Here is a 25,778-nt window from a genome sequence, read left to right on the forward strand (position 1 = left end):
ACTCCCCATATAATGAGAGAAGCGGTTATAGATAGGTGCAGAGATTTTCCTGTGGGGAGGGAGACAATGGAAGCACGGATCGATAAAATCAAACAACAATTACAATCCCAGGGCTATAAGCTGACACCCCAGCGGGAAGCTACCCTCAGAGTTTTATTGGAGAATGAAGAAGACCATCTGAGTGCGGAAGACGTATTTATGCTTGTGAAAGAAAAGGCTCCGGAAATCGGTCTGGCAACCGTGTACCGTACCTTGGAGCTGCTGAGCGAGCTGCATGTGGTCGAGAAGATCAACTTTGGCGACGGTGTAGCCAGATATGATCTACGCACCGATACGGCCAAGCACCACCATCATCATATGATCTGCGTGAAATGCGGAAGCATGGATGAGATCCGCGAGGACTGGCTTGGACCGCTGGAAGAGCGGGTTGAACGGGAATTCAATTTCACCGTTTCGGACCACCGTCTTGATTTCCACGGGGTATGCTACCGCTGTAAGGCGAAGGAAGAAAACGGCGGCAGCGATGACAAGTAATCATACAACGATATTATAATATGATCTTGACGATCAAAGCTCTCTGCCCGGCATGCGCCGGAAGGGGGGCTTTTTTGGTCCGGGCGTCCTGGGGCATACACAGGGACAAACGTTCATATGCTGGAAATAGCAAGGATGAACGGGAAGGAGCCGCGTCTCCTTCAAGAATGTGAGGTGCTTCCAGGATGATCATTCCGCTGCGAAAATGGCTGTCCATGCTAAAGTTTCTGATCGTATTCGTTTCTTTGGCTTATATGTTCTACCACGTGCTGACCCTGTTCACCGCCTGGATCACACCGGTGGACCATTACCGGATTCCGGAGGGCCATGCCGTCAAGGCGTTCCAGTCCGGTGAAGGCACGCAAGACGGTGAGCGAATGGGGGACAGGCTTCGTTTTTATTTTTGGTATGGTGAATAATGCCTCCGGCAGGGGACGTCCGCCCAGCTGTCGAAGTAGAACAGGACGAAGATACGTCAATCCAAAATGAACCCGAAGGAGCTGTTTCACAACATGATGCAGTATGTACAGCCCTTCATTCGGTATATCCGTGAGGAGAAAGGGCTGTCCAGTAACACACTTGAATCGTACACCCGTGATGTCCGCCAGTTTGTGGAATTTGTAGAGGAACGGGGGCTGAACTCGGCGGATCAGGTCAAACGGACGCATATCCAAATGTATTTGAACCTGAAGAAGCAGGAGCGCATGGCCCCGGCGACGCTCGCCCGCAAGCTGGTTTCCATACGGTCTTTTTTTCATTATTTGATCCGGGAATCCGTCATCCGGCAGGATCCGAGTCTCGGACTCGATGCTCCCCGGCTGGAGAAGAAGCCTCCAAGAGTACTGTCTATCGGGGAAGTGAACCGGCTGCTGGAAGCCCCTGACGTTTCCGCGCCTCAGGGGCTCCGGGACAAAGCCATGCTGGAACTGCTCTACGGTACCGGCTTGAAAGTATCGGAACTCATCTCCCTGAATGTGGACGATGTCAATTTGGACATGCATTTCCTCCGCTGCACAAGCAGCGCAGGCAAGGAAAGAGTGCTTCCGATCAATGGGATTTCCGCCGGGGCGGTCAGGGAGTATGTAACCGGAATGAGGGATCCGCTCGTGCGGGAAACTTCCTCGGAAGACAGTGCCCTGTTCCTGAACCTGACCGGCAGCCGCTTGACGCGCCAAGGATTCTGGAAGGTGTTGAAAAAGTACGCAGCCGATGCGGAGATCGAAGGCGATATTACGCCGCATACGCTCAGGCATTCTTTTGCCGCGCACCTGCTGGAGGACGGGGCCGATCTGCGCTCCGTTCAGGAGATGCTGGGGCATGCCGATATGGCGACGACCCAAATGTACACCACGAGTACGAAAAGAACGATGAAGGACGTTTATGAAGAGCACCACCCCCGGGGACGGGATCATTCCAATACCGATTAGGAGAGATTATACGCATGTCAACGACACAGCTGAAGCAAATTCAAGAGGCAGCCGCCTTTATCCGGAGCAAGGGAGGCGTTCAACCGGAAGTCGGCCTCATTCTCGGCTCCGGTCTCGGTATATTGGCTGACCTGATACAGGACGGCATATCGATTGCCTACGAGGATATCCCCCATTTTCCGGTGTCGACGGTAGAAGGCCACGCGGGAGAGCTTCTGCTCGGTACGATCGAAGGACGAAGCGTCGTCTTGATGAAGGGGCGCTTTCACATGTATGAGGGTTACGGCCCGGAAGTGACGGCTTTTCCGGTAAGGGTCATGAAAGAGCTTGGCGTCAAGAGCCTGCTGGTGACCAATGCGGCCGGCGGGATCAACACTTCTTTTGAGACGGGAGACCTGATGGTCCTTACCGACCATCTGAACCTGACCGGCCGGAATCCGCTCATCGGCGCGAATGACCCGGCGCTCGGTGTCCGCTTCCCTGATATGTCCGAGGCGTACAGCCGGCGGCTCCGCCAGCTCTTGAAGGACACGGCCGCGTCGAAGAACATTCCGATCCGCGAAGGCGTCTATGCCGGCCTGCTCGGACCGACGTACGAAACACCGGCCGAAATCCGTATGCTGCGCACGCTGGGTGCGGACGCTGTCGGCATGTCGACGGTATCGGAGACGATCGTGGCCCGGCACGCCGGCCTGGAAGTGCTCGGCATTTCGTGCATCAGCAACATGGCGGCTGGCATTCTGGATCAGCCATTGTCCCATGAAGAGGTCATGGAAACGACCGAAAGAGTCCGCGAGAAGTTCCTTGGCCTGGTGCTTGCGGTTATCCCTCATATGTAATATCAAGGCAAGTTAATTCAAAGCAGCCCCGCAGGAGAGATCCTGCGGGTTTTTTTGCGCTTTTCAAAAATATTTCGGAATAAGCCGCCCCCGGCATGGAATATTTTCCTGTCATCCTGACGAAACTGAAAGACAGCAACCATTTCAATTGAACCATATAGAATGAACTAAAGAAATGAAAGTTATAGGCCGTATCGGGCCTTAATAACAGGAAGTTCAATGAAAATACTTTAGTTCAATCTATACAATAGGTCAGGAGGGGACTTATTTTGAAAAGAACGATACTGGCGCTCGCGCTGTCCTTCGGGCTGTCCACGGTGGCGCTGCCTTATCTGGGGTATGCCGAGGAAGCGCCAAAAGGCGGTCAGACTCCGGCCGTGGAGCTGGCGGCGAATGCTAGGTCAGCCATCCTTATGGATGCGGATACGGGAACAGTCATTTATGAGAAGAACAGCCATGATAAACTTCCGCCGGCAAGCATTACAAAGATTATGACCATGCTGCTGACCATGGAAGCCATTGACGAAGGCAAACTGAAAATGACCGATATGGTCCGTACGAGCGAATATGCGGCGTCGATGGGCGGTTCGCAAATATTCCTTGAGCCGGGTGAGGAGATGACGGTCAACGAAATGCTCAAGGGCATCGCAATGGCTTCCGGCAACGATGCCTCGGTGGCGATGGCTGAAAAAATCGCCGGTACGGAGCAGGCTTTTGTCCAAATGATGAACGACAAGGCGCAGGAGCTCGGGCTGAAGGATACCCATTTCGTGAACTGCAACGGGCTTCCTGCCGAGAACCATTACTCTTCGGCCCACGACATCGCGGTGATCAGCCGTGAGCTGTTGAAGCATTCGGAAATCACGAAATACACCGGTTCCTATCAGGACTATTTGCGGAAAGATTCCGAAAAGCCCTTTTGGCTCGTGAATACGAACAAGCTGGTCCGCTTTTATACAGGGGCTGACGGTCTCAAAACGGGGTATACCTCCGAGGCGAAGTTCTGCCTCTCGGCTACGGCCAAGAACGGCAACCTGAGAGCGATCGCCGTGGTGCTTGGGGAACCTAACACCAAGACGCGGAACGAAGAAGTGTCCAAAATGTTCGACTATATGTTTGCCCAGTACAGCACGCATACCATTTTCAATCCGGGTGACGTGATGGGTACGGTGAAGGTGAACAAAGGCAATACGAAGGAACTGACCTTGAAGGCCGGACAAACCTACAGCGTCCTGACAAAGAAAAATGCGAAGGCAGCGGACATCCGCCACGAGATGGTCGTTCCGAAGGAGATCAAGGCTCCGGTTCAGCAGGGACAGGTTCTCGGCAAGCTGGTCGTTTACGAGGGCGGCAAGGTGCTGAAGGAATTTGAGCTGAAGTCGCCGGAGACGGTGGGCAAGGCCGGATGGTGGAAGCTGTTCAAACGGACGACATCAAAATTGTTTCTTGTAGATTGATAGCGGTTTTCTTCTAGTTTTGTCGTGATGCAGGAATCCGGTTTTACTCCGTAGAAATCGTTGTTCATGACAGGGAGGAGAGTGAGCAAACGTGAATCTGCAAGTGGAAATGGAGCATCACCGCAACATCTTGATTGTGCGCTTATCGGGAGAGCTCGATCACCATACGGCTGACCATGTCCGCATGAAAATGGATGAGACGATCCAGCGCGGACTGACGGACCATCTGGTGCTCAGCCTGAAAAATTTACAGTTCATGGACAGCTCAGGCCTGGGTGTGATCCTCGGAAGGTACAAGCTGATCAAAGCCAAGGGCGGCAAAATGGCGGTGTGCGACGTCAATCCTACCGTCTATCGACTACTCGATATGTCCGGCTTGTTCAAAATTATGCCCATTTATGATAACGAGGGTCATGCCCTCTCAGGTCTGGAGGTCGTGTCATGAGTAAAGAAAAGGCCATGGAACGCAATTTCATGACGCTCCAGTTCGCAGCCAAGTCGGAAAACGAGTCGTTTGCCCGTGTGACGGTGGCCGCCTTCATTTCACAGCTGGACCCGACCATGGATGAGCTGAGCGACCTGAAGACGGTTGTTTCCGAAGCGGTGACCAACAGCATCATTCACGGTTACGACAGCGACCCTGAGGGGATCGTCACGATCACTGCGGAAATTGTGGGAGACACCATTACCCTGACCGTAGAGGATCGGGGCAGAGGGATCGAGGACCTGGAGCTTGCCAAGCAGCCCCTGTATACGTCGAAGCCGGAGCTGGAACGGTCGGGCATGGGCTTTACGATCATGGAGAACTTTATGGATGAATTCGAGGTATCCAGCGAGCCCGGTTCCGGAACATCAATCAAGATGAAGAAGAGGATCGAATCTAAGAAAGCTTTGTATAATTAGGGGTTGGGCGCATGGATGCTGATGTGAAGAAAGGTTCGCAGACTTATTTGGATGATGCCGAAGTCAAACGTCTGATCGCACTCAGCCAGACCGGGGACAGCTTGGCCCGCGATACGCTGGTGAACTGCAACATCCGTCTCGTCTGGTCTGTCGTGCAAAGGTTTATGAACCGGGGATACGAACCCGAGGATCTGTTTCAGATCGGATGCATCGGCCTGCTGAAATCGGTCGACAAATTCGATTTAAGCTATGACGTCAAGTTTTCAACCTATGCCGTTCCGATGATTATCGGCGAGATTCAGCGCTTTCTCCGCGATGACGGAACGCTGAAGGTCAGCCGGTCGCTGAAGGAAATGGCCAACAAGGTCCGCAAGAAAAAGGACGAGCTGTCGAAGCACCTGGACCGGCTGCCGACCGTCAAGGAAGTGGCCGAGGAGCTGGGGGTAACGCCCGAGGAAGTTGTGTTCGCCCAGGAGGCCAACAAGCCGCCGACCTCAATTCACGAGACGGTGTTCGAAAATGACGGGGATCCGATTACGCTGATGGACCAGATCGCCGACGAATCCCAGGAACGCTGGTTTGACAAACTGGCGCTGAACGAAGCGATCGACGGCTTGTCGGAGCGGGAAAAGCTGATCGTCTATTTAAGGTACTACCGCGACCAGACCCAATCGGAGGTGGCCACCCGGCTCGGGATATCCCAGGTGCAGGTTTCGCGCCTCGAGAAAAAAATACTGCAGCTGATCCGCGATCAGATTGCCCAGTGAACAAGGAACCGTCTTCCGTAAGGGAAGGCGGTTCCTTTTTTTGGGCAGCGATGCAAACCGGACTAGAATGTAGACCTTTTTCCTATACTAACGGTAATTAAGCAGCAAAAGGAGTGATTGGATGTCTGATCACGGATTGCCTACGGTCTACCTGCAGCTGCGCAGCCGCGTACCGATTTCCCATGGAAGGGTTGTGACCCTCGGTCACATCGCCCGGATTTTATGCGAACCCGAGTGGGAATCTTCGCTCCGCAGCCTGGAGCTGGTTCATCCCCACAAGTGGGATGGAAATTTGTTGTTAATTGACATGATGCACATCATACCGAAGATCCAGGAGCTCATTCCAGGTGTCCGCATTGAGTCGATGGGGAACAAGCACTCCCTGGTGGAAGTGGTCAGAAAGGAGAAGAAGCCGTCGCTGATTCTATTCATCCTCGTCTGGCTCCTCCTTTTCTTCGGATCAGCGCTGACGATCATGAATTTCCATGCGGACGTGAACATGCAAGAGGTGCAAATCCGTACGGTGGAAATGGTGACCGGCCGGCGGGACGAGCATCCCTACTTATTCCAGACGGCTTATTCCTTCGGCATCGGATTTGGCATGGTCGTCTTTTTCAACCATTTATTCAAAAAGAAGTGGAACGAGGAACCGACCCCGCTGGAAGTGGAAATGTTTCTGTACCAGGAAAATATCGACCAGTACGTGGTTGCCGAGGAATATAAACGGATGAAAACCGCGAGCCGTCAGGGGGATTCGTCTTGATTCTGGTCGGCTGGTTCATCCAAATACTGCTCGGGATAGCCGGGGGGATTGCGGTAGGCGGCGGCGTTATTGCGCTATTCATCGTTCTCGACATGATCCCGAGGCTGGCCCAGCTGACTTCATCCTATAGCCGGGTTCACTGGTATGAAGGGGCCATGGTAACGGGGTCGCTGGTCGGGACCGTGTTTGACTTTTGGAATTGGAAACTATCCTTGGGACCGCTGGCCAGCCTCTTGATCGGGCTGTTTAACGGCATATTCATCGGCCTGCTGGCTGCCGCGCTCACTGAGGTGCTCAATGTGCTGCCCATCTTGGCCAAAAGGCTGCAGATGACCCGCTACTTGTTCGGTTTTTTGATGGCGATGGTCACGGGGAAAGTGGCGGGCTCCCTGTTTGACTGGTTTGTGTACAGAAAGTAAGGAGGAACGCTTCGTGAGAGATGACAAGGATCAGGAAATCAACGTAGAGGACCCCGCTGGCATTGCGATGATCATGCAGTATGGGGACGAATCGAAAGCAAAGAAGGAGGACGCTTCTCATCGCGCCAAGGAGGGGGAGAAGCACCGGAGGATGGCGGGCCGCAGAGAAGGCGGCGAAGAGCATACCGGGGGAGAACATGAGGCGAAAGGTGACGGCGGAGAGGACAAGCGGATGCAGGAAAAACGTGACCGGGAAAGGTCCGACACCGTCGAGGAATCCATCATCTATTGGCAGGATAAGGATGAAATCCCGGAAAGCCTGGAGACGACCAAGAACACGCTTAAGGAAGTGGTGGGCCTGGGTTCTTCCTTTGACATCGTGTTCCGCGAAATGACCCTGGCAGGCCAGAGCACGGGGTTGTTCTTTATCAACGGTTTTGCCAAAGACAACATCCTGGTGGAAATTTTGAAACGGTTAACCTATTTGTCCGCCGACCAGCTTACCTCCGATGCGCTGAAATCCTTTTTTGATCTTTACATCCCCCACATTCAGGTAGAGATGAGCGACAAGCTCAGTGCGGCCATCAACAAAGCGCTGATGGGGATGTGCGTGCTTTTTATCGAAGGTGAACAGGCATGCATCATTATGGACACCCGGAGTTATCCGGTCCGAAGTCCCGAAGAACCGAGCATCGAACGGGTCGTTCGGGGAGCGCGCGACGGATTCACCGAAACGCTGCTTACCAACATCGCCCTCGTGCGGCGGCGGATCCGTGACCCCGGATTCAAAAGCGAGCTTGTACAGGTCGGGCGGCGGACGCGGACGGACGTCTGTATTGCCTATATCGACGACATTGTGGATAAGGTTCAAGTAGATTCCATCCGGAAGAAAATCAAAAGTATTGACATTGACGGCCTTCCCCAAGGCGACAAGCAGCTGGAAGAAGCGATCATCAACAAAGGATGGCATCCGTACCCGCTCGTCAGATATTCGGAGAGACCGGACGTGGTCGCTTCGCATATCCTGGAAGGCAGGGTCGTGGTGTTCGTGGACACTTCGCCGAGCGTGATGGTTATGCCGACTACGTTTTTCGATCTGTGCCAGCATGCCGAAGAGAACAGGCAGACGGCTTTTATGGGGACGTACCTCAGGTGGGTCCGGTTTTTGGGTATTTTTGCCTCCATGTTTCTGCTACCGCTGTGGATGCTGCTCGTGACGGATCCGTATTTAAAGCCTCAGGATTTAATTTTTATCGGACCGCATGATACCGCCAAAATTCCGCTTATCGCCCAGTTTCTGCTGGTCGAGTTCGGCGTCGATCTGCTCCGATTGGCCGCCGTGCATACGCCGACCCCGCTCGCCTCGGCCATGGGCCTCATCGCGGCGATTCTCGTCGGGGATATCGCGGTGAAAACGGGCCTGTTCGTTAACGAGGTCGTCTTGTACATGGCCGTAGCGGCCATCGGCATGTTCGCCACGCCGAGCTATGAGCTGGGGTTGGCCAACCGGATGGTAAGGCTTGTGCTGCTGGTAGCGGTGGCGATTTTCAAGGTGCAGGGATTCGTTGTCGGGACGACGCTGCTGATCCTGCTGCTGACGCTGCACCGGTCCTATAACTCGTCTTATCTCTGGCCGTTTATACCGTTTAATGCAAAGGCTCTGTCTGAAGTACTGCTGCGCTTCCCGGTACTCGAGAGCAAGAAAAGGCCGTCTTTCAACAAAACGAGGGATAATACGCGGATGGCGAAAAACCCGGACAACCGGGAACAATCGTAGGAAAACACAAATGTTGTGCAAAAAAATCCATTCATTCTCTTCCCTTGTCTGGTATACTGATGTAAAAGTTCACATGGAATATTTACATTTCCAAGGAAAGCGAAGGGATGCATAATATGTTTCTACATGGTACAAGTAAAATCAATGCGGACGGTCACCTGGAAATCGGTGGCTGTGACGTTACCGAGCTGAAGAAGCAGTATGGTACGCCGCTCTATATCGTGGACGAGGAGCTGGTCCGCACGCGGTGCCGCGAATACGTTGATGCGTTCCGCGCGTCCGGATTGAAATTCCAGGTGGCTTACGCCAGCAAGGCTTTCTGCGTCATGGCCATGTGCCGGATCGCAGAGGAAGAGGACATGTCCCTGGACGTTGTGTCCGACGGCGAATTGTTCACGGCGCTTCAGGCAGGCTTCCCGGCCAAGCGCATCCATTTCCACGGCAACAACAAAACGGTGGAAGAGATGGAAATGGCGATCGATGCCGGCATCGGCTGCTTCGTCGTAGACAATTTTGTTGAACTGCATGTGCTGGAATCGGTGGCGGCTGAGAAAAAGGTGAAGGTTAACGTTTTACTCCGCGTCACACCAGGGGTGGAAGCTCATACGCATGAATATATTTCAACCGGCCAAACTGACTCGAAATTCGGTTTCGACATCGGCAACGGCTCTGCGTTTGAAGCGGTCAAAGCAGCTGCCGCTCAGGAGCATTTGGAGCTTCTTGGCGTCCATTCCCATATCGGGTCTCAGATCTTCGAGGTGGACGGATTCCAGATGGCGGTACAGCGCGTTGCCGAATTTGCCAAAGGCGTCAAAGAGCAACTGGGCGTGCAGTTCAAAGTGGTTAACCTCGGCGGAGGCTTTGGCATCCGTTACGTTGAAGGCGACACGCCGCTTGAAGTCAACCAGTACGTGAAGGCGATTACCGACGCGGTGAAAACGCATTTTGCCGAGTGGGGAAGCAACCTGCCGGAAATTTGGGTGGAACCGGGCCGCAGCATCGTGGGCGATGCGGGGACAACCCTGTACACCGTCGGCACCAGCAAGGATATTCCGGGTGTGCGCAAGTACGTGGCCGTGGATGGCGGCATGACGGACAACCCGCGCCCGGCGCTGTACGAGTCGAAGTATGAAGCCATGCTGGCCAACCGTGCCAACGACAAACCGGAAGAAACCGTGTCCATTGCCGGCAAATGCTGCGAGAGCGGCGACATGCTGATCTGGGATGCAGAGCTTCCGAAAGTCAATAACGGTGATCTGCTCGCCGTTTCGTGCACCGGGGCCTACAATTATTCGATGGCGAGCAATTACAACCGGATCCGCAAACCGGCGGTCGTATTTGTGAACGAGGGTCAAAGCGACCTGGTCGTTCGCCGCGAGAGCCTTCAGGATATCATCGGCCACGATGTCATACCTGAGCGGATCGCGAAGCAGGCTGTGCTTAAGTAAGGAGCATGCAGTAAGGGGGAAGGCGCTGTTCGTCAGCGACTCTGTTAAATGAATTGGTGCGCAGTATAAAGGATCATCTCTGTATTGGGGAATGCAGAGGGGTCCTTTTGCGCGTTTATAGGTGTAGGAAGAAAGCGGAATTATTTTGCTTCGCCCGGCATTTCATAGTAAACTAGAAGATGTCTGTTAACACTCAGGAAAGACATGAAAGGAGTCATTGACATAATGGCCAAGCAAGCAAAAATCACTCTTGAAAACGGCGGCGAAGTGCTGCTCGATCTGTTTGAAAAAGACGCTCCGAACACGGTGGCGAACTTTGAAAAATTAGCAAACTCCGGTTTCTACAACGGTCTGGTGTTCCACCGCGTCATTCCGGGATTCGTTGCCCAGGGCGGATGCCCGAACGGCACCGGAACCGGCGGCCCTGGCTACACAATCAACTGCGAAATCAACCCGAACAAACACGAGCGCGGAACGCTGGCTATGGCGCATGCCGGCCGCAACACTGGCGGAAGCCAGTTCTACATCTGCTACCAGCCGCAGCCGCATCTGGACGGACAGCATACCGTATTCGGCAAAGTGACGAAGGGCATGGAATACGTCGATGCGTTCCAAGGCCGTGACGTGATGAAGACAGTCGAAGTATACGAGGCTTAATCCGCAAGTTTAAACGACTCATCAGCCGCTTTCCCTGTTTCAAAAAAAGGGACAAGCGGCTTTTTGTTTAATGCGGGAAATGAGGCGTATTGATTTTTTTCCGATGCAGTGTTAACATTTCCTAGTATAGATGGGGCTTCCACTAGGCAGCCATTTCATCTGACAATTGCATATTGATATTGGTTATATCCTTCGGGGCAGGGTGAAATTCCCTACCGGCGGTGATGACGCGGCAGCAGATCAGTTCTGGCGCCCGTCTCAGTCCGTGACCCGGACGCTTCGTTTGATGCTTAGCGTACGGTGGACCTGGTGCAAATCCGGGACCGACAGTATAGTCTGGATGGGAGAAGGAGAGAAGGCGTGCACTTCAGTACGGAGTGCAGCTGTCCAATAAGATGTCACGTGTACGTGGTTGTTTTCACAATGTGGAAGGTTGTCCTGGCGGGCGGCTTCTGTTTGTTGACGCCTTTTCGCACCGATGACTTAGGCTGATCCTGACTTTTGGGATTCTGCAGCCCTTATTGGAGTGTATCTGACTTATCTCTCACAGCCCCGAGGATGGTTTATGCCATCCCGGGGCTTTTTGTATTTTAGCATTTTACAAGGAATAAGGGTCCCCACTAAGTGAACGGTTTGAGCAGTGGAGACTGAGCGGCAATTTGGAAGTTGATCTGCCAACGAATTCGCAAAATGCGCAGTATCTGCAAAGCGCCTAAAGCCGAGACTTAAACTTGAGGGGACGCCAAAAATTACGATCAAAGGGGGGGAGATGAATGGAAGGGATAGTCAACGATGAATTTTATATGGCGCTAGCGCTCGATATGGCGGAGCGGGCACAGGGTCAGACCGGGATCAATCCGGTTGTCGGCTGCGTTGTCGTCAAAGACGGGGCCATGGTTGGGCTTGGAACGCATTTGCAGCGGGGAACCGCCCATGCGGAAGTACATGCGCTGAATATGGCGGGTGACCGTGCGGAAGGGAGTACCGTCTATGTAACGCTGGAGCCCTGCAGCCATTACGGAAAAACGCCGCCCTGCAGCGAACGGCTCATACACGAGAAGGTGAAGCGGGTTGTCGTAGCTTGTGAAGATCCCAACCCTCAGGTGGCGGGCAGAGGCATCGATATGCTGCGCCGCAGCGGAATTGAGGTGGAAGTCGGGCTATTGGGTGACAGATCCCGCCGCTTGAACGAAAAGTTTATCAAGTACATTACGACCGGGCTGCCTTATGTGACGGTCAAGACAGCGAGCACGCTGGACGGGCGCATCGCGGCGGAATCGGGAGACAGTAAATGGATCACGAACGAAGCGGCCCGGGAGCAGGTTCACACGCTCCGCCACCGCCATCAAGGCATTATGGTTGGCGTAAATACGGTAATTGCGGACAATCCGCAGCTGACCACCCGGCTTGCGGGCGTCATGGGTTTGAATCCTGTGCGGATCGTCGTGGATTCCTCGCTGAGGATCCCGCTTGAGTCCAACGTTGTTCAGGATGGTGCTGCGCCAACCGTCATATTGACGACGGAAGGCGCCGATCCGGATAAGGCGGAAGCGCTTCGGGCGATAGGTGTAGAAACGATCCGCTGCGGATCGGGCCCGCAGGTCGATCTTGGCCTGGCGATGACAGAGCTTGGCAAACGGGAGATCGGCTCGATTCTGGTGGAAGGCGGCGGCCTGCTGAACGGTGCCATGCTGGAGGCCAGGCTGATCGACCGGATCGTGCTTTATTTCGCACCGAAAATCGTTGGTGGTCCAGCGGCCCCCGTCAACTTCTCGCTGCGGGGCGCGGACAAGATGGCGGACGCCGTCCGGCTTGAAGACGTAGAGACCGAAGTGCTCGGGGATAACGTCTGCATCAGCGGAAAGCCGGTTTGGCCAGCATGACATGACCGGCAGAACGATACTTAACTTATAAATGAGCTGTACACGGTCAACGATGAATCGTATGAAATATTTTATTACAGGACAGAAAGGAGCGGTCGCGATGTTTACCGGTCTGGTTGAAGAAGTCGGCATTATGCGGGGCGTCTCAAGCAAAGGGGAAGCGATGATCCTGCATATCGAGGCCTCCCGGATTATGGACGATCTCAAAATCGGGGACAGCGTCTCGGTCAATGGCGTCTGCCTAACGGCTGTCGAGGTCGGTGCCCGTTCGTTCTCGGTGGACGTTATGCCGCAAACGTACCGCCACTCCAATTTAAAATCGCTGGGGCCTGGAAGCCGGGTGAATTTGGAACGCGCCATGCAGGCAGGCGCCCGCTTCGGCGGACATATCGTGCAGGGACATGCCGACGGGACGGGGACGATCCGGGCGATGGACCGGGATCAGAATGCGGTGCTGATCGAGGTGGAGCCGGAAGATACCGGCCTGCTCCGCTACATCATCCCGCAAGGATCCATTACCCTGGACGGCATCAGCTTGACGGTCGTCAAGACGAGCGCCCGGACATTCACCGTTTCCATAATCCCGCATACGCTTGCGGAGACAAGTCTGGCGGACAAAAAGGCTGGAAATGCGCTGAATCTGGAATGCGACATTCTTGGAAAATATGTGGATCATTTGCTTCACTACCGAACAGGGGAAGGGAACGGGCGTCCGGAACCATCGGGAATCAGCATGGAACTGCTAGCACAACACGGATTTGCATGAGGCAGGCAAGAGGACAGACAGGCCAATAAGCCCATGCAGGAATAGGAGGGAAACCCATGGAGGAGGATTTTGTGTTTGACCGCATTGAGGATGCGGTGTCCGATTTGTCTGCAGGCAAGGTCGTTATCGTCGTGGACGATGAGGACCGCGAGAACGAAGGTGATTTTGTCGCCCTAGCGGATCAGGCTACGCCTGAAGTCATCAACTTCATGATAACGGAAGGGCGCGGATTGGTCTGTATGCCGATCACCGAGGAAAGAGCCGCCGAGCTCGGCCTTAAGCCGATGGTGTCGAACAATACGGACCATCACGGCACGGCCTTTACCGTCTCCATTGACCATCGCGAGACGACGACGGGCATCTCCGCCTTTGAGCGGTCCCTGACTGCCAAAGCGCTGGCCGATCCCGAAGCGACCGCAGCCGATTTCCGGCGTCCGGGCCACATGTTTCCGCTGATTGCCAAAACCGGCGGCGTGCTCCGGCGGACCGGCCATACCGAAGCGGCCGTGGATCTCGCCCGTCTGAGCGGATCTTACCCAGCCGGGGTCATATGCGAAATCATTAAGGAGGACGGTACGATGGCGCGGCTGCCGGATCTGGTGCAAATCGCCAAAAAACACGGCCTCAAGCTGATCAGCATCAAGGATTTGATCCAGTACCGCAACAATAAGGAAAAGCTCGTTACCCGCGAGGTTTCGGTGCGGATGCCGACGGACTTCGGCGAGTTCCAGGTCGTCGCCTATACGAACGCTGTGGACAATAAAGAGCATTTGGCGCTCGTCAAAGGGGATATCGCGTCCGGAGAGCCGGTACTTACCCGTGTCCATTCCGAATGCCTGACAGGAGACGTGTTCCACTCCCATCGCTGCGATTGCGGCCCGCAGTTTGAAGCCGCACTCCGGCAGATTAACGAAGAAGGCCGCGGCGTGCTGCTGTACATGCGCCAAGAGGGACGCGGCATCGGGCTCCTCAACAAGCTGAGAGCCTATAAGCTCCAGGAGGAGGGCCTTGACACGGTCGATGCTAACCTGAAGCTCGGATTCCCGGCGGATCTTCGCGATTACGGCATCGGAGCGCAAATCTTGAAGGATCTCGGCATTCGCCAAATTCGGCTGCTGACGAACAATCCGCGTAAAATCAAAGGCTTGGAGGGCTACGGGCTGGAAATCGTCGAGCGCGTGCCGATTCAAATGCAGGCCAATAAGGACAACGAGAACTATTTGCATACGAAGCAAATGAAGCTGGGGCACATGCTGAAATTTGAGCAGGCCGATTCATTAACGACTACTACCGAATAATTATAGGAGGCTGATGAAGCACATGGCACATATTTTTGAAGGAAATTTGGTATCCGAAGGATTAAAATACGGCATCGTTGTTGGAAGATTCAATGAGTTTATCACCAGCAAGCTGCTGGGGGGCGCACTCGACGGCCTGAAGCGTCACGGCGCTAAGGAAGATGAAGTGGACGTAGCGTGGGTCCCGGGCGCTTTCGAAATTCCGCTGATTGCCCAGAAAATGGCGGAAAGCGGTAAGTACGACGCAGTCATTACGCTTGGCACGGTCATCCGGGGGTCAACCTCCCATTACGACTACGTGTGCAACGAGGTGGCCAAAGGCGTGGCGGCGATCAACCTTAAAACCGGCGTTCCCACCATTTTCGGCGTCTTGACGACAGAGAACATTGAGCAGGCGGTGGAACGGGCCGGAACAAAGGCCGGAAACAAAGGATACGACGCTGCGGTGGCGGCAATCGAAATGGCCAACTTGACGAAACAGCTAAAATAGTGCTTATTTAATGTAGTACCCTTTTTTCGGGTACTGCATTTTTTATGTCCGCAAGGTGCCTTAAGCGAGCTTTGGGACATTAGCCCCGCCTGGCGGGTGTACTTTATGTGACGGGAGGATAAGCCGTGAACACCGTATTATACAAGCTGGAGACGTTTGAAGGTCCGCTAGATTTGCTGCTGCACCTGATTGACAAAGCGGAAATCGACATCCAGGATATCCCCGTCAGTGATATTACCGATCAATATATGGAATATTTGCAGAGCATGCAGGAGCTCGAATTGGACATCACGAGCGAGTTTCTGGTTATGGCGGCCACGCTGCTGTCGATCAAGAGCAAGCTCCTGCTGCCGAAGCCTCCGGTTTTTGAAATGGACGAGTTTGACTTTTATGAAGAAGAAGAAATCGATCCGCGGGCGGAGCTCGTGCAGAAGCTGATCGAATACCGCAAATATAAAGGGATTGCCAAGCATTTGCAGGAAAAGGAATTTGAACGGAGCCTGATCTACTCCAAGGAGCCTGAGGATTTGACGCCGTGGGTGCCGCGCGTGTCGGATAATCCGGTCAAAGGACTGCACGCTACCGATTTGGTCGCGGCTTTTCAGAAGGCGCTGCGCAAGGCGTCAAAGCGGACCAGCTACGCCAAAATCCAGCGGGACGAAATTTCGGTGAAGGATCGGATCCGCGAAGTTGTGCATGCCCTGGAAACCAGTGGGCCCGGCGGCAAGCTGCTGTTTTCCAAGCTGCTGCATGATGAGATGGTAAGGCATGAAATCGTGGTGACGTTTCTGGCCATTTTGGAGCTCATGAAGATGAAACAAATTATTTGTTACCAGGAAAAGCTATTCGACGACATTGTGATGGAATGGAAAGGGGGAGGTCTCTCGAATGGACTTTCCGACATTGAAATCGATTATTGAGGGTCTGCTCTTTTTGGTGGGGGATGAAGGGCTGACGGCCAAGCAGATTGCCGAGATCGTTGAGCACCGTACCGAGCTGGTGACCGATGCCCTGGAGGAAATGAAAGAGGACTTTGTCAGGGAGAAAAGGGGGATCCAGGTCGTACAGATTGCCGGCAGCTATCAGCTTGCCACGCTGTCCGATCACGCCCCGTATTTTGAGCGCCTCGCCTATTCCCCGTCCCGGTCGTCATTGTCGCAGGCGGCACTCGAGACGCTGGCCATCGTGGCCTACCGGCAGCCGATTACCCGGGTGGAAATCGAGGAGATCCGCGGCGTCAAATCCGAGCGGGCGATCCAGACGCTGGTCAACAAGGACTTGATCGAGGAGACGGGGCGGGCCGAGGCGATCGGGCGTCCGATTTTGTACGGTACGACCAAGTCGTTCCTCGATTACTTTGGCCTGCCGAACCTTCAGGCGCTCCCGGAACCGGCCATTTTTGAAAATACCGATAATCTGGAGGAAGAAACCCAGCTCTTGTTCGAGAAGCTGGACGGAAGACAGTTGACGTTTGACGATGTGCCGTAAAAATGGCATAAACCACAAAACCCATCCGGATTTCCCGGGTGGGTTTTTGGCGTTCAAAAAAAGCTTGGGGCCGAATCTTTTCCATTAGGGAATGCCATACTATGCACAGGAAGATTTATGGACAGACTTGGAGGTTTATACGTGTGGATTGTAATCGCCATTATTGTTCTCCTGATCATTCTGCTGGTTGCCGTCATAATGTCAAGCATTACCATTACATTATGGTACAGCAAGCACAATAAGGATGACAAGGCCGTATTGGACGTCAAGATGCTGTATGGAATCGTAAAGATGCATTATGAGATGCCTTCACTGGTGTTTGCCAATATGAAAAAGGGCTTCATGCTCCGGCTTGAAAGTAAAAACAGTTTCCGTAACGGCCCAACCGTCGGAAAAGCGCATATTAACAAAAGACGGCTGGATCATTGGGCAGATGAAGTGAGGGTTATGCTCAGGTCTACGGCGTCTTTAAAGGAATGGTTTTACAGAACAATGCAGCATGTGAACATCATGAAGCTGGATTGGTCCACCAATTTATCGACCGGCGATGCAGCCTGGACGGCGATTGCGACGGGAACCGTATGGGGGCTCAAAACGACCCTGGTGGGTTGGCTGTCCTTTAAAGTACGTATGCGAAACAATCCAAGGCTCTTTGTCGTTCCAGTGTTTAAGGATGAGCCGCAGTTTGCCACGGAGCTGTCCTGCGTTGCCCGCATATCCTGCGGGTATGCCTTGTATGCCGGCATCGTGTTGATGGTTCGAATCCTTAAAGTACCGGGAGGTCCGATCCATTGGTTCCGATTGGCCAAGCAGGTTCTGCGATAGGGGCTTACTTAATTTAACGGTACCGGCGGAGAAGGCGGAACTACATACTTCGAAGGGATATGGGCAAGCTAACATCTGTGGCTCAGAGCTTATTATCAACACACTAGGAGGAATCATCATGGCAGAGCATCCGATTCAAGGCTTAATGCAGACTGCGATGGAAAACATCAAAGGCATGGTTGATGTCAACACAATCGTAGGCGACCCTGTAGAAACTCCTGACGGCAGCGTCATCCTTCCGATCAGTAAGGTGGGCTTTGGCTTTGCCGCAGGGGGTAGTGATTTTAACGCGGATGAAATCAGTAAAAGCGTGAGCGCGGCACCCGGACATGAATCCAAGTCCTTGCCATTCGGCGGGGGCAGCGGCGGCGGAGTTTCGATTCGTCCGATCGCATTTCTTGTTGTCGGCAAAGCAGGCGTGAATATCGTTCCACTCGATAATCAAACGCATTTATTCGAGAAATTAATTGATTCCGCACCGTCCATGGTGGATAAAATCACGTCGATGTTCCAAACGAATCCGCAAACGGGCGCTGTCAATCCAGCCCAAACGACGACTTCGGAGATCAATCCTTCATTGTTTTAAGCCTGTGCCAATCCCTTCCGTCAGCCGGGAGGGATTTTTTGTGAAGAAACGATTTCTGAAAAAAGGGTATGGTTTTTTCTGGTTTTGCACGTTTGGCATACCCGGGTTAGGCCAAGCATATACTTGTACAAGATTTTGACGAACCGAAAGGAAAGATAACATGTGGATCAAGCATAAACGTATATGGAGCTGGGTTGCGGTTATCACGCTCATCGCCAGCAGTTTCACAGGTACAAGCCGGGCATCGGCCGCTAAAAATTTACCCGCTCTCGGCACCCACGCTCAGGCTGCAGCCTTGATCGATGTCACTTCAGGCAGGCTGCTGTACTCCAGCCACGGGGACGATGAGCTCCGGATCGCCAGCCTGACGAAAATTATGACTGCGATCGTGGCGATTGAGCACGGCAAGCTGGACAGCGAAGTGAAGGTAAGCAAAAACGCCTTTGGCAAAGAAGGTTCTTCCATCTATCTCAAGCTGGGGGAAGAAATGACCCTGGAAAATATGCTGTACGGCCTGATGCTGCGTTCAGGCAATGACGCCGCCACGGCGATTGCCGAGCACGTCGGCGGTTCAGTGGAAGGGTTTGTATATTTGATGAACGAGAAAGCCCGCATGCTGGGCCTGTCCCATTCGCATTTTATGAATCCGCACGGACTGGACGAGGAAGGCCATTATTCGTCGGCCAACGATTTGGCCAAGCTGACGGCATATGCAATGCATAATCCGGTCTTTAAGGAAATCGTGAAGACGCCGACGAAAAAGGTTCCGAATCCGAATGAATCGTGGGACTACAAATGGGATAACAAAAATAAAATGCTCCGCCTCTATGAAGGAGCGGACGGGGTCAAAACCGGCTATACCAAAAAAGCGTTCCGCTGCTTGGTCAGTTCGGCAACCCGTAACGGCCAGCAGCTGGTCGCCGTGACCTTGAACGACGGGGACGACTGGAACGACCACGGCAGAATGCTGGATTACGGGTTTGAATACTACCCGCTGAAGCAGCTGACTGAGAAAGGTGAGCCGGTGCAGGGCCAGGACCTGGTAGTCAGCCAAACGTTCCAGTACCCTTTTGCCGATGGCGAGGAAGCTCAGGTCAATAAGAAGCTGGTGCTCTATCCTGGGACGGAGGAGGGGGCACCGGATTTGAGATTCGGGCTGAGAGGGAAAATCGAGGTATCACTGAAAGGGGAAAAGATCGGAGAAATTCCGGTGTACAAAAAAGGAAGCGTGCTGCCGGAACGAACGGCGTCCGGAGCAACGGCTGAGCAAACGATGGCACCTGTTAACGAAAGTAATTGGGGAGATTGGTTCAGCGTGGTGATGAAGCGTCTGCTTCAGCCCGGCGCCTGATGTTCATGTAACAACCGGGGGAGAGGGGATACGAAATGATCAATGCGATATGGCTTGCGCTTATTCTGATTGGATTCGGTTTTGCAGCAGCCCAGGGGAAAATTGAACTGGTTACTTCTGCGGCCTTCGACGGAGCAAAGACGGGGGTTACGGTATGTTTCGGGTTAATCAGCGTACTTGTCTTCTGGCTTGGTATTATGCGTCTGGCGGAAGACTCGGGACTGCTGAAAAAAATAGCCCGGCTGTTGAACCCGATCGTGACCTTTTTATTTCCGGATGTGCCGAAAAACCACCCTGCCATGGGCTACATATTGTCCAATATGAGTGCGAATCTGCTCGGTCTCGGCAACGCAGCCACGCCTATGGGCATCAAGGCGATGCAGGAGCTGCAGACGCTGAATCCCGATAAGACGGCCGCCAGTCCGGCAATGTGCACGCTGCTGGCGCTCAATACGGCCAGCATCACCCTTATTCCGACAACGCTGATCGCCATCCGGATGAACTATCAGTCCGCCAATCCGACCGATATTGTCGGCACCACGCTGATGGCGACCGCCGTGGCCACGCTGGCCGCCATCGTGATGGACCGCTGGTACCGGCGCAAGTTTATGCGCAGCAGGCCGGGGAAACCGCCGGTACACGCGGGTCCCGTTTCTTCTTCCCAATCCGAGCTGAAAGGGTGAGCAGGGCGTATGGTGGCGTTCATCAATCTGATATCGGCCTGGGCAATCCCTGTATTGATCGCGTTTATTCCCCTCTATGCTTTTACCAAGAAGGTGCCGGTGTACGAGTCCTTCGTGGACGGAGCCAAAGAGGGATTTCAAACGGCCATTCAAATCATTCCTAACCTGGTCGGTATGATGGTAGGGATCAGCATCTTCCGGGCCTCGGGGGCCCTTGATTTTTTTGTGGGCTGGACAGGTCCCTTCCTTCAGCATTTGGGAGTTCCGAGCGAAATATTGCCCCTGGGTCTGCTGCGGCCGCTGACAGGGACGGGCTCCCTTGCCTTTGCTACCGATCTAATCTCGGTGTACGGCCCGGATTCCATGATCGGACGGATGGCTTCAACGATTCAAGGAAGCACCGATACGACACTGTACGTGCTCACCGTTTATTTGGGAGCGGTCGGAATCCGCAACGGGCGGTATGCGCTTAAAGTTGGTCTTTTGTCCGATGCGGTAGGCTTTGCGGCGGCCATTGCCGTGTGCCTGTTGTTCTTCGGATAAACCGGCCTGCCGTTTGGAACGGTTTCATGGACACCTCATATACTGTAACAAGCTCAGGCTAGTTTAAATGAGGTGATCCGCATGACTTTCGAAGGCTTCATCATCCATCATTCCGCATGCCCGTCCATCAACGGAAAAGGGTATGATTTTTGGATCGGGGAGGATGCCTCGGTCGTTTCTTCTCCTTACGTGACCGATCCGTCCCATATCCACATCTGCCTCCAGGGTGATTTCAACCGCGAATACACCCTGTTTCGCGCTGCCGAAAAACAGCAGCTGTTCGTAGCCAGCAAGCTTATTGTGGAGCTGGCACGCCGCTACAACATTTCCCCCTCTATTTGTTTCCTCACTCCGACACCTGCCCAGGAGCGGATTTTCCATGGAACGAACTTGTGATTTATCCTGTTGATGGTTATCATTAGGGTTGAGGTGACCTATTGAACATGGAGAGATTACAGAAAGTGTTAGCGCAGGCCGGTATCGCTTCGCGCCGTAAGTGCGAAGAATTGATTCTGGCCGGCAAAGTGGAAGTTAACGGGGAAACCGTAACCACGCTGGGGACCAAGGCGGACCCGAATCAAGATATCATCAAGGTGAACGGCAAACCGATCAAGCACGAGCAGAAGATTTACATCGTGTTTAACAAGCCGAAAGGGGTTATTACCAGTGCGTCCGACCCGGAGGGACGAAAAATCGTAACTGATTATTTGAAAGGCATCAAGGAGCGGGTTTATCCGGTCGGCCGTCTGGATTACGATACGGAAGGTCTGCTGCTGCTGACCAATGACGGCGAATTTGCCAATCTGCTGACCCATCCTCGGCATCATGTGCCCAAAACGTACCTGGCGACGGTGGAGGGGATCCCGCACGGCAGCGACCTGGACAAGCTCAAAGCCGGGATTAAGCTGGAGGACGGTATGACGGCCCCTGCGGAGGTCGAATACAAAGACATCGATACGGAGAAGAACGAAGCCGTGATCAGCATCACGATTCATGAAGGCCGCAACCGGCAGGTCAGACGCATGTTTGATGCGATCAAACACCCGGTGATCCGGCTGAAGCGCGTGGCGTTCGGCGACTTGCTGCTGCACAATTTGAAGCGCGGTTTGTACCGCCATCTGACCAAGGAAGAAGTACAAAGTTTATTAAATATGGCTAAATCGGGAAATTTAAACAAAAGATAGAACGGAAGGACACATAATTTTCAAATACTCCCGGAGCACCTGTGACATTATTTCGCTATAATTGTTCATAGGTTGTTCAAACTCTGCGCTTAAAATATGTGATTTGTCATGGAAAGGGAGCTTTTGGCATGGGTAAATCTAGAAAAAAGGTTCAAATCATTATCCTGCTGTTGATTGTCATTTTGGGCGGTTACGCCATTACGACACAGGTTTCGGGCTCTAATGGCAAACCGACGGAAGGCAGTAAGGCGCCGAACTTTGACTTGCTCGGGCTGGACGGCAAGGTTCATTCGCTTGATGAATATAAAGGCAAGGCGCTTGTTGTCAATTTCTGGGGAACCTGGTGCGAACCGTGCGTGAAGGAAATGCCCGCCCTGCAGGCCCAGTATGATAAGTGGAAGGATAAGGATGTCGTCATCGTGGGAATCAACGCCGGCGAGGACAAGATGGCCGTTGAAAATTTTGTGAAGCAGGTCCATGTCAGCTTCCCGGTAATGCTGGATCCCGAGAAGGACGCCATTCAATCCTACGGAATATCCCCGCTGCCTACGACGTTTTTTGTCTCGCCAAACGGGAAAATCAATAAGATCCATCTGGGACAGCTGGATTTGCAAACTCTCGACCAGCAAATTGAAGAGTTGGTGAATTCCTGATGATAAGGGAAGTTATTGCATTCAAGAACACCAAGTGCGAATGCGGGCACCAAAACCCCGTAGGAACGGTGCTCTGCGAGGCTTGCGGCAGGCCATTGGAAGAACAGGACCGCGAGTCCAACGAAGTTCTGGAGATGCGCTATGACGGGATGGCACGACGCTCTCAGCGTGCCAACCCGAATTTCATAGACCGGATCTGGAACTTCTTTTCGTCTGTAAAGATCGCCGTATACATGATTATCCTGACCCTGCTCGGATCGATGCTCGGGACGATTTTCCCCCAGGAAAACACATTTCTGAACATTGATCCCTCAACGTACTACAAGGAAACCTACGGCACTGCCGGATTGATCTATTACAAGCTGGGTCTGTCGCATACGTACGAATCCTGGTGGTTTATCCTCCTGCTCGTCATGATCGGCGCGTCGCTGGTCATCTGCAGTCTGGACCGGGTGCTGCCATTGTACAAAGCGCTTACCAAGCAAAGAATTTTGAAGCACAAGCAGTTCCTGACCCGTCAACGCGTGGTGTATCGGGGACCGGTAGAACTGGAGTCCAAGGAATGGGTGGAGCAGGCATCCGTCCACATCAAGAAAAGAGGCTACCGCGTACATACCTTGGATAACGCTTTACTTGCGGAAAAGTACCGCTTTAGCCGCTGGGGGCCTTACGTCATCCACATCGGACTGATTATTTTCCTGCTGGCCGTGCTGGCCCGCGGCTTGCCCGGCCTTCATATGGACCAGCATGTCGCTTTTCCAGAGGGAGAAATCAAGCACATTCCAAATACGTCGTATTATTTGAAAAACGAGAAGTTTACGGTTGAATATTACTCGGAACAAGATTTACCGAAGGAATTTCAGGGCAAAAACAAGGTGCTTCCAAAGCTGTTCAAGACGCAGGCGACCCTTTACGAATGTACGGCGAGCTGCAATGATCCGTCCAAGGAGCCTGTGCTGAAGGTCGTTGACAAGCACAATATCGAGGTTAACGATCCGATGGATTACAAAGGCCTCAAGGCCTATCAGTTTGACTACGATTTAACACCGATCCTCCGTTCGGTCAAGCCTTCCCTGGTGGATAAGGAGACCGGCAAAGATTACGGAACGTTTCAACTGAGCATCAAGGATCCTGAGCGGAACTACAAGGTGGGGCCGTATTCGCTTGAACTGAAGGAGAAGTACAATGATTTTGGGCTGGACGAGAACGGTCAGCCTGTCACCAAAACTCCGAATCCAAACGCGCCGGCTTTTCTTTTCCTGATTAAAGGGCCGAATTTGCCAGCCGAAGGCGTGCACTATTTCTATTTCCCGAAACAAATCGACAAGGAGCGCTTCCAGCAGGATGCCATTAACGCCAAAATGAACGGCGGCAGCGTTCCGCTTGAACTGGATGTCAAGGGAATGGAAAATGTGGACTTTGCCATGTCAACCACCTACTTGAACATCCGGGTGGACAAAGCGATGCCTTTCGTCTGGGTGGGCGCCGCCATCGTCATGCTGGGACTTGTACTCGGCTTCTATTGGCAGCACCGCCGGATCTGGCTGCGGATTGACAACGGGAACCTGACGCTCGGTGCGCATACCAACAAGAACTGGTTCGGCATCCGCCGGGAGATTGCGGCGATACTTCGCAAAATGAATCTGGAAGTGGACGAGAAGTCCTTGGATAACGGAGGGAATCATTCATGAGTGGATTGTTAAATTTCAGCAGCAACATGTTCGTCGTCGCATTTTTCCTGTACTGTGCGGCGTTCATCCTGTTCGCGGTCGCCATTATGGGCCGCCGGTGGAGCAACCGGGATCCGGAGTCGCACCGCAAGAAGTGGGGGAATATCGCATTCGGGGTATCCTCTCTCGGCTTGGTGCTGGAGCTAACGTACTTCTTTACCCGGTGGGCGGGCGGCGGGCATATTCCCGTCAGCAACATGTACGAATTCATGTCGTTCCTCTCGATGATGGTCATGGTGGCGTTTACGGTGGTATATCTCATTTACCGCAAAACGATTCTCGGCTTGTTCGCCGTTCCGATTACGATTATCATCATGGCATATGCCGCGGTATTTCCGCAGGAAGTGCAGCCGCTGATTCCGTCGCTGCAGTCCTATTGGCTGAAAATCCACGTTACGATGGCGGCGGCCGGGGAATCGTTCTTCGCAATCGCTTTTGCAGCAGGGTTTATGTACCTGCTGCGCACCGTGAATTTCAGCAGCAAGGAAAAAACGGACAGACGCCAGCAGCGCTGGGTCGAAATCGTATTTTTCTCGATCATTCTGGTTATCTCGTTTATCATTACGGTCTTTGCCTTCCGTGCAGCCGGTTATGAATCCGTGTTTACCCAGACGAAGGCTTCCGGAACGGCAGGGCAAACGACAAGCGTCACCCAGACCGTTGAATACAAGCTGCCGCCGATCGTGGCCCCGTACCACAGCAAGGTCGAGAGCTATCAACCGTTCCTCGGCATGACGAAGCCGCTGTTCAGCGCACCGTCCTGGATGAACGGAATCAACGCGGGACGCAAGTTCAACACGATTATCTGGACGGTGATCTCAGGCATTATCCTGTACGGAATCCTGCGATTGATCGCGCGCAAGCCGCTTGGACGTGCGGCCTCACCGTTCCTCGACGGAATCGATCCCGACGATTTGGATGAGATCAGCTACCGCGCCATCGCCATCGGGTTTCCGATCTTTACGCTCGGCGCCTTGATTTTCGCGATGATTTGGGCCCAGGTCGCCTGGGGACGCTTCTGGGGATGGGACCCGAAAGAAGTATGGGCGCTCATCTGCTGGCTGTTCTACAGCGCCTATCTGCATCTGAGATTGTCCCGCGGCTGGCAGGGACGCCAGTCTTCATGGCTGTCGGTTCTCGGTTTCCTGGTGGTCATGTTTACCCTCGTCGGCGTGAATCTGGTCATTGCCGGACTCCACTCCTATGCGGGTACTAGCTGATTCGAAAATACAATTTTATATGGATTGAACTAGAGCACATTCTTACTTTAGTTCAATCCATTTAGCACTGAATAATCCGTTTCACAT

The 25,778-nt window shown here is 53.4% G+C and carries 29 protein-coding genes and 1 riboswitch; all 29 genes read left to right on the forward strand.

All coding sequences use genetic code 11. The features are described 5' to 3' along the window. Nucleotides 1-66: 66 nt before the first annotated feature. The 29 genes from fur (at nt 67) to ccsA (ending at nt 25,691) form a co-directional block, all read left to right on the forward strand. Nucleotides 67-534 carry a ferric iron uptake transcriptional regulator gene (fur, locus tag FHS19_RS11040; protein ID WP_094596210.1) on the forward strand — a complete coding sequence of 156 codons (468 nt, stop codon included), beginning with the start codon at nt 67-69 and terminating at the stop codon, nt 532-534. A gap of 185 nt (nt 535-719) precedes the next feature. Beyond that, nucleotides 720-953, forward strand: coding sequence for a YqzK family protein (locus FHS19_RS11045; RefSeq protein WP_183581898.1), 234 nt, complete (start codon nt 720-722; stop codon nt 951-953). Nucleotides 954-1,046: 93 nt separating this feature from the next. Next, nucleotides 1,047-1,961: a site-specific tyrosine recombinase XerD gene (gene xerD / locus FHS19_RS11050; protein ID WP_183581899.1), complete on the forward strand. Its 915-nt coding sequence runs from the start codon at nt 1,047-1,049 to the stop codon at nt 1,959-1,961. Between the two features lie 14 nt (nt 1,962-1,975). Next, on the forward strand, nt 1,976-2,800 hold the full coding sequence (locus FHS19_RS11055) for a purine-nucleoside phosphorylase (protein WP_183581900.1): 825 nt from the start codon (nt 1,976-1,978) through the stop codon (nt 2,798-2,800). Nucleotides 2,801-3,069: 269 nt separating this feature from the next. Beyond that, nucleotides 3,070-4,257: a D-alanyl-D-alanine carboxypeptidase family protein gene (locus FHS19_RS11060; protein WP_183581901.1), complete on the forward strand. Its 1,188-nt coding sequence runs from the start codon at nt 3,070-3,072 to the stop codon at nt 4,255-4,257. A gap of 91 nt (nt 4,258-4,348) precedes the next feature. Further along, nucleotides 4,349-4,702, forward strand: coding sequence for an anti-sigma F factor antagonist (gene spoIIAA, locus FHS19_RS11065; protein WP_076170047.1), 354 nt, complete (start codon nt 4,349-4,351; stop codon nt 4,700-4,702). After that, nucleotides 4,699-5,160, forward strand: a complete 462-nt coding sequence (spoIIAB, locus tag FHS19_RS11070; protein ID WP_183581902.1) for an anti-sigma F factor — start codon at nt 4,699-4,701, stop codon at nt 5,158-5,160. Before spoIIAA ends, spoIIAB begins: the two co-directional genes overlap by 4 nt. Nucleotides 5,161-5,171: 11 nt before the next feature. Beyond that, nucleotides 5,172-5,927, forward strand: coding sequence for an RNA polymerase sporulation sigma factor SigF (gene sigF, locus FHS19_RS11075; protein WP_183581903.1), 756 nt, complete (start codon nt 5,172-5,174; stop codon nt 5,925-5,927). Between the two features lie 121 nt (nt 5,928-6,048). Further along, complete coding sequence (locus tag FHS19_RS11080; protein WP_183581904.1) at nt 6,049-6,690, forward strand: stage V sporulation protein AA; 642 nt, start codon at nt 6,049-6,051, stop codon at nt 6,688-6,690. After that, nucleotides 6,687-7,109 (forward strand): stage V sporulation protein AB, encoded by a 423-nt coding sequence (locus FHS19_RS11085; RefSeq protein ID WP_183581905.1) that lies wholly within the window; start codon nt 6,687-6,689, stop codon nt 7,107-7,109. Before FHS19_RS11080 ends, FHS19_RS11085 begins: the two co-directional genes overlap by 4 nt. 151 nt (nt 7,110-7,260) lie before the next feature. After that, a complete protein-coding gene (locus tag FHS19_RS11090) occupies nt 7,261-8,886 on the forward strand; it encodes a spore germination protein (RefSeq protein ID WP_183582904.1) in 1,626 nt (541 codons plus the stop codon). Between the two features lie 116 nt (nt 8,887-9,002). After that, nucleotides 9,003-10,334, forward strand: a complete 1,332-nt coding sequence (lysA, locus tag FHS19_RS11095) for a diaminopimelate decarboxylase (RefSeq protein WP_183581906.1) — start codon at nt 9,003-9,005, stop codon at nt 10,332-10,334. Between the two features lie 225 nt (nt 10,335-10,559). Beyond that, a complete protein-coding gene (locus tag FHS19_RS11100) occupies nt 10,560-10,991 on the forward strand; it encodes a peptidylprolyl isomerase (RefSeq protein ID WP_183581907.1) in 432 nt (143 codons plus the stop codon). Nucleotides 10,992-11,175: 184 nt separating this feature from the next. After that, nucleotides 11,176-11,347: riboswitch (FMN riboswitch) on the forward strand. 417 nt (nt 11,348-11,764) lie between these two features. Continuing rightward, nucleotides 11,765-12,874: a bifunctional diaminohydroxyphosphoribosylaminopyrimidine deaminase/5-amino-6-(5-phosphoribosylamino)uracil reductase RibD gene (gene ribD, locus FHS19_RS11105; RefSeq protein WP_183581908.1), complete on the forward strand. Its 1,110-nt coding sequence runs from the start codon at nt 11,765-11,767 to the stop codon at nt 12,872-12,874. 100 nt (nt 12,875-12,974) lie between these two features. Next, complete coding sequence (locus tag FHS19_RS11110; protein ID WP_183581909.1) at nt 12,975-13,640, forward strand: riboflavin synthase; 666 nt, start codon at nt 12,975-12,977, stop codon at nt 13,638-13,640. Between the two features lie 56 nt (nt 13,641-13,696). Beyond that, nucleotides 13,697-14,938, forward strand: a complete 1,242-nt coding sequence (locus tag FHS19_RS11115; RefSeq protein WP_221223902.1) for a bifunctional 3,4-dihydroxy-2-butanone-4-phosphate synthase/GTP cyclohydrolase II — start codon at nt 13,697-13,699, stop codon at nt 14,936-14,938. A gap of 22 nt (nt 14,939-14,960) precedes the next feature. Continuing rightward, nucleotides 14,961-15,428 carry a 6,7-dimethyl-8-ribityllumazine synthase gene (gene ribH / locus FHS19_RS11120; RefSeq protein WP_183581910.1) on the forward strand — a complete coding sequence of 156 codons (468 nt, stop codon included), beginning with the start codon at nt 14,961-14,963 and terminating at the stop codon, nt 15,426-15,428. 125 nt (nt 15,429-15,553) lie between these two features. After that, nucleotides 15,554-16,348, forward strand: a complete 795-nt coding sequence (locus FHS19_RS11125) for a segregation and condensation protein A (RefSeq protein ID WP_183581911.1) — start codon at nt 15,554-15,556, stop codon at nt 16,346-16,348. After that, the gene (gene scpB / locus FHS19_RS11130) at nt 16,317-16,916 is read left to right on the forward strand and encodes an SMC-Scp complex subunit ScpB (RefSeq protein ID WP_183581912.1); all 600 of its coding nucleotides are present in this window, start codon (nt 16,317-16,319) and stop codon (nt 16,914-16,916) included. Before FHS19_RS11125 ends, scpB begins: the two co-directional genes overlap by 32 nt. A gap of 141 nt (nt 16,917-17,057) precedes the next feature. Continuing rightward, complete coding sequence (locus tag FHS19_RS35475; RefSeq protein WP_183581913.1) at nt 17,058-17,741, forward strand: DUF2953 domain-containing protein; 684 nt, start codon at nt 17,058-17,060, stop codon at nt 17,739-17,741. A 118-nt stretch (nt 17,742-17,859) separates the two neighbouring features. Further along, on the forward strand, nt 17,860-18,327 hold the full coding sequence (gene ytfJ, locus FHS19_RS11140; protein WP_183581914.1) for a GerW family sporulation protein: 468 nt from the start codon (nt 17,860-17,862) through the stop codon (nt 18,325-18,327). Nucleotides 18,328-18,487: 160 nt separating this feature from the next. Then, nucleotides 18,488-19,678, forward strand: coding sequence for a D-alanyl-D-alanine carboxypeptidase family protein (locus tag FHS19_RS11145; protein WP_183581915.1), 1,191 nt, complete (start codon nt 18,488-18,490; stop codon nt 19,676-19,678). A 35-nt stretch (nt 19,679-19,713) separates the two neighbouring features. Continuing rightward, nucleotides 19,714-20,361 (forward strand): nucleoside recognition domain-containing protein, encoded by a 648-nt coding sequence (locus tag FHS19_RS11150; protein WP_183581916.1) that lies wholly within the window; start codon nt 19,714-19,716, stop codon nt 20,359-20,361. Nucleotides 20,362-20,370: 9 nt separating this feature from the next. Next, entirely contained in the window at nt 20,371-20,904 is a 534-nt protein-coding gene (locus FHS19_RS11155; RefSeq protein ID WP_076170061.1) for a spore maturation protein, read from the forward strand. An 81-nt stretch (nt 20,905-20,985) separates the two neighbouring features. Then, the gene (locus FHS19_RS11160) at nt 20,986-21,300 is read left to right on the forward strand and encodes an N-acetylmuramoyl-L-alanine amidase (protein ID WP_246426541.1); all 315 of its coding nucleotides are present in this window, start codon (nt 20,986-20,988) and stop codon (nt 21,298-21,300) included. A gap of 47 nt (nt 21,301-21,347) precedes the next feature. Beyond that, nucleotides 21,348-22,088: a pseudouridine synthase gene (locus tag FHS19_RS11165; protein ID WP_183581917.1), complete on the forward strand. Its 741-nt coding sequence runs from the start codon at nt 21,348-21,350 to the stop codon at nt 22,086-22,088. 128 nt (nt 22,089-22,216) lie between these two features. Then, nucleotides 22,217-22,741 carry a thiol-disulfide oxidoreductase ResA gene (gene resA, locus FHS19_RS11170; protein WP_183581918.1) on the forward strand — a complete coding sequence of 175 codons (525 nt, stop codon included), beginning with the start codon at nt 22,217-22,219 and terminating at the stop codon, nt 22,739-22,741. After that, nucleotides 22,741-24,432 carry a cytochrome c biogenesis protein ResB gene (resB, locus tag FHS19_RS11175; RefSeq protein ID WP_183581919.1) on the forward strand — a complete coding sequence of 564 codons (1,692 nt, stop codon included), beginning with the start codon at nt 22,741-22,743 and terminating at the stop codon, nt 24,430-24,432. Before resA ends, resB begins: the two co-directional genes overlap by 1 nt. Beyond that, entirely contained in the window at nt 24,429-25,691 is a 1,263-nt protein-coding gene (ccsA, locus tag FHS19_RS11180; protein WP_183581920.1) for a cytochrome c biogenesis protein CcsA, read from the forward strand. Before resB ends, ccsA begins: the two co-directional genes overlap by 4 nt. The last annotated feature ends 87 nt before the right edge of the window (nt 25,692-25,778 follow it).

It is taken from the genome of Paenibacillus rhizosphaerae (assembly GCF_014192015.1).
In the GTDB taxonomy this organism is placed as follows: Bacteria; Bacillota; Bacilli; order Paenibacillales; family Paenibacillaceae; genus Paenibacillus_AQ; species Paenibacillus_AQ rhizosphaerae.